The organism is Thalassolituus sp. UBA2590 (genome assembly GCF_002339775.1).
Lineage (GTDB): Bacteria > Pseudomonadota > Gammaproteobacteria > Pseudomonadales > Oceanobacteraceae > Thalassolituus.
In genome coordinates, this window is sequence record NZ_DDKU01000136.1 from 1 (window position 1) to 6,150 (window position 6,150).

Here is a 6,150-nt window from a genome sequence, read left to right on the forward strand (position 1 = left end):
CCTCCAAACAAGCCGCTCCCTTTTGCGCCAAACCAGACGCAATCGGCCATCGATATCATCAGTGCCTGATCTTTACGGCATGGATGTGCGAGCGTACGCCAAGTTTCCTGCGTGCCATTGCCAGCACTGGCACTGACGTTCAGTGTGTCAGCCACACCCGAGGGACTGCCTGCTGACCACCATCCCAGCGCATAACTATCGCCTGTTCGGTCGCACCAGTACGATCAATGGCAAACCCGGGCCAACCACAGATGCCGGCGGTGTCGAAGCACCGAATTCTGGCGTGATGGTACCCGCAGAGGGCAATGGTTTCGATCGCGAAGCCGCCCAGAAGCGTAAAGGGCGGGTTTTTTATTTTTAAACATTAATGTTTAAAAAGTAACTTCAACAGAGACGTTACCTACCACAGTATCGTTATTCGAATCACTGCGCTGGATATTGAATGCAGCATCGTAGCCGTACACATCCTGTCCTGTAATAGTAATACCAATATCATCAGACGAATCGGCAGATTCATGTGAAAGGTTATTTACTGCATCGAAGAAATAAATATCCCGTTCAGTAAAAGAGTAGGTCTCTGTACTCAGATCGAGAATAGAATCCCCATCGTCTTCGTTGGTAGTCGCTACAGACAACTTGGTTTCTGAGTCTTCGAGGTTGTGCAAACCGACACAGAAAACATCTTCGCCGGTGACAATCTGGTCAGGGCCCCAATTCCAGCCCATTGAGCCTACCCGGCCGGTGCTCTCTTTCAGGCGGATAAATTCACTGCTGGAATACAGGCTGACACCCGGCGCGACGGCACCTTCGACTTCCAACGTCAGTACGTTATTCGCCGAACGATTGTACGTTCCAGCGCCCACCGTAGCCACGGCCGTCGATGTCACGCTGCGAATTTCAACGAAGCCACCAGCATTGCAGGAGGCAAATTCAAAGCCACTCTCATACTCTGCGCTCTCCCGAATAACGAGAAATTCAAGACGACTCTCATAACGCTTAAAGTCAGGGCCGCTGGTATTAGCGTCCGTGTAGGTATTATTACGTACACCAACCCAAGTACCTGTAATTTCATTATCGCCTCTCAATTGCAGCAACTCTGCTGTCGAGCGATAATCGTCCAGCGTAAAGTAGGTCAGATCTGTCGGAAAGTTATCCTCATCTGAACTGCTTGAGCCAGAACCACCACCACCGCAGCCCACCATGGCAAGAGTGATGAGTGAAAGTGGTAATATTTTTATTTTTTTCATAAGCCCTCCGGCTTAGTCGGTATTTTTTACAACCTGAGATCAGGCTGCGGCACGAATAATTTCTGCGTACTCTTTGCCCTGTGCATGAGATTCGATGGTCTCAAGCAAAGTTACACCGTCAGCATTTTTTGCATCCAGATTGTGACCTTCGGCTGCAAACAGTTTAATAAAATCTGCAAAAGTGCCCGGCACCATGTGGCGGTAAGCGCGAATGACGGCGATGTAGTCTGCGTCTGAACCGTCGTAGCTTTCGGCAACCAGAAATTCACGCAGTTGCGCTTCCGACCATTCACCACCAAATACTTTTTCTTTATCTTTCTTCTGCATTTTCTCTCTCCTAAATACATTTCGTGTAGATAGCCTGATGGGTTTCGCTGGCCCTCTGTGCCATGGATGGCACAGCGGAGCCCCCATGGATGGGTTTACGGCGAGCCAGAGAAACCCATCAGACTATCTGCACATAATCTCAAACTTTCCGGAACATCAGATCCCAGACACCGTGCCCTTTGTTCTCGCCACGCTTTTCAAACCTGGTGTACGGGCGATGTTCCGGGCGCGGTACATATTCATTTTTACCGGCAACGTTTTCGTAGCCTTCCTGCGCTTCCATGACTTCCATCATGTGCTCTGCGTAGTTCTCCCAGTCAGTCGCCATATGGAACACGCCACCTGGCTTCAGGATACGTCGCAACGTCTGCGCGAATTCTGGCTGTACGATACGGCGCTTATGGTGCTTTTTCTTGTGCCATGGGTCCGGAAAAAACAACTGAACCGTATCAATGCTGTTATCAGGGATCAGCTTCAGCACTTCAATCGCATCGTCTTTGTATGTTCGCAGGTTTGTGACACCGGCTTCTTCCGCCAGGTTCAACAGTGAGCCGACCCCGGGCAAGTGTACTTCAACACCGATAAAGTCTTTTTCTGGCGCCGCAGCGGCCATCTGTACGAGAGACTGACCCATACCGTAACCAATCTCGAGCACAACATGCGCATCACGACCAAAGACCGCAGGCGGGTCAATTTCGCCCTGCTCAAGCTCCAGCCCCATGATCGGCCACTGGCGATCCAGGCCACCCTGCTGACCTTTGGTAAGACGGCCAGCCCGGATAACAAAACTTTTTATGCCACGGCGATATTGTGGCTTGTCGGCATCGCCAACCTGATTAGTGTCAGACACTCGCTTTACTCGCTGTCAGAAGGGGATTGGGGAAGACGGAATGCCGCCAGAATCAGAAATGCCCAGGCAATCAACCAGCTAACGCCTCCGAACGGTGTAATAACACCCAGAAAACGCTGTCCTGTCATGGCCATGGCATAAAGACTACCGCTAAACAGAATCAACCCCAGAGTCATCATAATCGCGCTACGACGAATCCAGGACGCCGGACGCACGTACAACCATGCCGACATTGCCAGCAGGACAACCGCATGCATCAGGTGGTACAACACCCCGGTTTCATACGCTGCCATCAACTCTGGCTCAATGACTCCCTTGAGTCCATGAGCGCCAAACGCACCGAATGCAACCCCAGTAAATCCAGCCACGGCGGCTGTATTCAAGCAGGCTCTGGCTCGCATTGTCTCTCCCCGGAAAAAAGCTCGATTATAAAGCAGACAGAGACTCAGGTCACAGTATTGACCACCATCGGACAGGTTTTTACACCGCGGCGCACTATGTCCGCGCAAGACCTTGATCATGTACCCCTGTCGGCCAGTGTGTTACGGATCTCTGTTCACCCCCGGACACAGCCTCTATCGTCCTTCTCACACTGCGTTTCAATCGCAGTCATAACAATAAAAAAACGACTCATCGGGTAGACCAAATGACGATAACAACAAAAGCTCGCAGGCTGGCGATGGCCCTGACCTGTGGCGCGGGGTTAATAACGACCGCTACAGGTGTATCTGCCAGCGTAGAAGGTTACGCAACCAAGAACGGCGATGCCTGACAGGGTAGCCTTGAACAGGTACTGAAGCTTCAGTTCGTTGCCGATTTCATTGGCAACCGTGGCAATGTAGAACCATTTCTGATTCCCCAGGCAAAGTCGTACTCCATGACGACTTTCCGCAATCAGAGTATCACCATCGACTTTCGGGCAAAGCATCTGACGCCAGAAGGCGAGCCAGACAATAATCTCAGCTGGAGCATCGTAGAGGCACCACTTCATGGCCGTCTCGAAGGCACGCCACCTAACGTGCGTTACATCCCGGATGCCGAGTACACGGGCTACGACCGCATTGTATTTAACGTCAGTGACAACCTCGATGGTGACACCAACGGTACCATCGATATTAAGGTGCAGGGTTCTTACACCAACTTTGAATCCGGACAGGTTCGTCCACTGGTTCTGAACTCGGACAACACTCGCCTGTATGCGCTGAATACACCCGACGGCAAAATGGAAGTCTTTGATGTCAGTGGCGAAACACCTGAGCTGCTGCACAGCGTGCCGGTCGGCCTTGAACCAGTTGCAATCGCTCTGCGCAACGACAACGAAGCCTGGGTCGTAAACCACCTGTCGGACAACGTCAGTTCAGTCTCCTGATCCGGATGCAGAACCGGTACAGGTTGAGCGCGCTGATGGTGCTTTCTGGCGCGAAGAATCGCAGAAGAACAGCGGCATTTTCCCGGATTTCGACCACTTCTGGGCGTTTGATTTCTTTAATTAACCCCGCCACTCCCTTCTCGAGAGAGGGAGCGGATGGGCCAGTACAAAAATGATTGGGGTACAGCGAGGTAAGCGTATGCGCCAGACCGGGGCTGTTCCATACAGCCCCCGGCATTTCCGCCATCCTTGGCGGTCAGATAGCGCATCCGAGCGTACAGGGATGTATTTACCGTGTCTTACCGAGCTTTATCCCAATCACTTAAATTCGCCCCTGCTCCTGACTAACCCCACCTCTACTTCCCTCAAACGAAGCTGTTAGAATGCTCCCCCTGATTCAAACAGTGAGAGCTTCTCGTGAAATACGCAGACCTGCGCGACTTCATCAAGAAACTGGAAAAACGCGGTGAACTGGTTCGTATCAAAGAGCCTGTTGACCCACACCTCGAAATGACCGAACTGGCCGACCGCGTACTCCGCGCTAAAGGCCCCGCCCTGCTGTTTGAAAACCCCAAAGGTTATGACATGCCGGTACTGGCCAACCTGTTTGGCACACCCGAACGTGTGGCGATGGGCATGGGTGAAGATTCCGTTGAGGCGCTGCGCGAAATCGGCAAGCTGCTCGCTTTCCTGAAAGAACCCGAGCCACCCAAAGGCCTGAAAGATGCCTGGTCGAAGCTGCCGATTTTCAAGAAAGTGCTGGCCATGGGCCCGAAAGAAGTGAAAAAAGCGGCATGTCAGGAAATTGTGATTGAAGGCGACGACGTCGATCTTTCAAAGATTCCGGTTCAGCACTGCTGGCCTGGCGACGCAGGCCCGCTAATTACCTGGCCGTTAGTGATTACCAAAGGCCCGCACAAAGAGCGCCATAATCTAGGTATCTACCGCCAACAGGTCATCGGTAAAAATCGCGTGATCATGCGCTGGTTGAGCCATCGTGGTGGCGCGCTTGATTTCCGTGAATGGCAGCAGGAGCACCCGGGTAAACCCTTCCCGGTAACCGTGGCTCTGGGGGCAGATCCAGCGACGATTCTGGGCGCGGTCACTCCAGTGCCCGATACCCTGAGCGAATACGCCTTTGCTGGCCTGCTGCGTGATTCACGCACGGAACTGGTGAAGAGTATCGGCAACAACCTGATGGTTCCGGCGTCGGCTGAAATCGTGCTGGAGGGTGTGATCCACCCAGACGACATGGCCCCTGAAGGTCCGTTTGGTGACCACACAGGGTATTACAACGAAGTGGATCACTTCCCGGTCTTTACGGTTGAGCGTATTACTCACCGCAAAGACCCGATCTATCACAGTACCTACACCGGCCGTCCACCAGACGAACCCGCGATTCTGGGTGTTGCTCTGAACGAAGTCTTCGTGCCGATTCTGCAAAAGCAGTTTCCGGAAATCGTCGACTTCTATCTGCCGCCAGAAGGTTGTTCCTATCGCATGGCGGTGGTCAGCATGAAGAAACAGTACCCCGGCCACGCCAAGCGCGTAATGATGGGGGTCTGGTCATTCCTGCGACAGTTTATGTACACCAAGTTTGTGATCGTGGTCGACGATGACGTCGACACCCGCAACTGGGAAGACGTGATCTGGGCCATTACCACCCGCATGGACCCCGCACGCGACACCACCATGATTGAAAATACGCCCATCGATTACCTCGACTTTGCGTCGCCGGTGTCCGGGCTCGGCTCGAAAATGGGTTTAGACGCGACCAATAAAATGCCGGGGGAAACCAACCGTGAATGGGGTGTACCGATTGTGATGGACGACGACGTCAAAGACAGCGTCGACCAACTGGTCAGGAAAATCGGTAAAGACATTGGTCTGAAATGAGTGATCCGGCCAACCCGAAGGGTGGCAGAACGCACCGGATCACTTTTCAGCCGAACGGTGTCACGATTCGCTGCCGCTCTGATCAGACCATTGCCGATGCGGCCCTCGAACAACGTGTCATTCTGCCCGTAAGTTGCGAGAACGGTATTTGTCATGTGTGCATGGGCGAACGACTGTCCGGTGAACTAGGCTTTCGTAATGAGCTGGGCAACCCAATACTTGAGCAGGATAATCAGGTATTATGCTGCGTAGCTTTTCCCAAATCTGACGTTGAGATTGTTATGACCGATGTATTCGCTCCGGACCACAAACAGCCCGCCACACTTGCCTGTCAGGTACAGTCGGTCGAGCTGCTGGCGGATGACGTTTACCGGGTAATCCTTCTCGCACCTACCGGCAAGGCTCCGGACTTCTGGGCCGGGCAGTATCTGATGCTGCACATCGGAAACGACGCAAACGAG

At 52.9% G+C, this 6,150-nt stretch carries 10 protein-coding genes; 5 read left to right on the forward strand and 5 right to left on the reverse strand.

Annotated features, from left to right (window positions below; translation table 11 throughout):
- Positions 1 to 142: 142 nt before the first annotated feature.
- On the forward strand, positions 143 to 361 hold the full coding sequence (locus B2067_RS11920; RefSeq protein WP_301377207.1) for a hypothetical protein: 219 nt from the start codon (positions 143 to 145) through the stop codon (positions 359 to 361).
- Between the two features lie 10 nt (positions 362 to 371).
- Here the strand turns inward: B2067_RS11920 and B2067_RS11925 are convergent, their stop codons facing one another.
- From B2067_RS11925 to B2067_RS11940, 4 genes are all read right to left on the reverse strand, one after another.
- Positions 372 to 1,247 carry a hypothetical protein gene (locus tag B2067_RS11925; RefSeq protein WP_301388602.1) on the reverse strand — a complete coding sequence of 292 codons (876 nt, stop codon included), beginning with the start codon at positions 1,245 to 1,247 and terminating at the stop codon, positions 372 to 374.
- A 39-nt stretch (positions 1,248 to 1,286) separates the two neighbouring features.
- Positions 1,287 to 1,574 (reverse strand): PA4642 family protein, encoded by a 288-nt coding sequence (locus B2067_RS11930; RefSeq protein WP_297531399.1) that lies wholly within the window; start codon positions 1,572 to 1,574, stop codon positions 1,287 to 1,289.
- Positions 1,575 to 1,713: 139 nt separating this feature from the next.
- Positions 1,714 to 2,424, reverse strand: a complete 711-nt coding sequence (gene trmB / locus B2067_RS11935; protein ID WP_297531397.1) for a tRNA (guanosine(46)-N7)-methyltransferase TrmB — start codon at positions 2,422 to 2,424, stop codon at positions 1,714 to 1,716.
- Positions 2,425 to 2,429: 5 nt separating this feature from the next.
- Positions 2,430 to 2,807, reverse strand: coding sequence for a DUF423 domain-containing protein (locus tag B2067_RS11940; protein ID WP_245820033.1), 378 nt, complete (start codon positions 2,805 to 2,807; stop codon positions 2,430 to 2,432).
- 263 nt (positions 2,808 to 3,070) lie between these two features.
- Between B2067_RS11940 and B2067_RS11945 the strand changes: the two genes are divergently transcribed.
- Both B2067_RS11945 and B2067_RS11950 read left to right on the forward strand, forming a co-directional pair.
- On the forward strand, positions 3,071 to 3,196 hold the full coding sequence (locus tag B2067_RS11945; RefSeq protein ID WP_297531395.1) for a hypothetical protein: 126 nt from the start codon (positions 3,071 to 3,073) through the stop codon (positions 3,194 to 3,196).
- 81 nt (positions 3,197 to 3,277) lie between these two features.
- On the forward strand, positions 3,278 to 3,793 hold the full coding sequence (locus tag B2067_RS11950; protein ID WP_301377239.1) for an Ig-like domain-containing protein: 516 nt from the start codon (positions 3,278 to 3,280) through the stop codon (positions 3,791 to 3,793).
- On the opposite strand, the gene B2067_RS11955 is transcribed toward B2067_RS11950, so the two are convergent.
- On the reverse strand, positions 3,777 to 4,031 hold the full coding sequence (locus tag B2067_RS11955; RefSeq protein ID WP_301388603.1) for a hypothetical protein: 255 nt from the start codon (positions 4,029 to 4,031) through the stop codon (positions 3,777 to 3,779). The two genes, B2067_RS11950 and B2067_RS11955, sit on opposite strands and share 17 nt — an antisense overlap.
- Before the next feature lie 179 nt (positions 4,032 to 4,210).
- Here B2067_RS11955 and ubiD point away from each other — a divergent pair, with 179 nt between their 5' ends.
- Both ubiD and B2067_RS11965 read left to right on the forward strand, forming a co-directional pair.
- Positions 4,211 to 5,689, forward strand: coding sequence for a 4-hydroxy-3-polyprenylbenzoate decarboxylase (gene ubiD / locus B2067_RS11960; RefSeq protein WP_273089631.1), 1,479 nt, complete (start codon positions 4,211 to 4,213; stop codon positions 5,687 to 5,689).
- Positions 5,686 to 6,150, forward strand: a 465-nt coding sequence (locus tag B2067_RS11965) for a 2Fe-2S iron-sulfur cluster-binding protein (protein ID WP_301388604.1), incomplete at its 3' end; no start/stop codon positions are given. The genes ubiD and B2067_RS11965, both read left to right, overlap by 4 nt.

Coding starts and splice junctions, on each gene's coding strand:
- B2067_RS11945 (WP_297531395.1), top strand. CDS start 3,071: ATGACGATAACAACAAAAGCTCGCAGGCTGGCGATGGCCCTGACCTGT.
- B2067_RS11925 (WP_301388602.1), bottom strand. CDS start 1,247: ATGAAAAAAATAAAAATATTACCACTTTCACTCATCACTCTTGCCATG.
- B2067_RS11930 (WP_297531399.1), bottom strand. CDS start 1,574: ATGCAGAAGAAAGATAAAGAAAAAGTATTTGGTGGTGAATGGTCGGAA.
- B2067_RS11955 (WP_301388603.1), bottom strand. CDS start 4,031: ATGCCGGGGGCTGTATGGAACAGCCCCGGTCTGGCGCATACGCTTACC.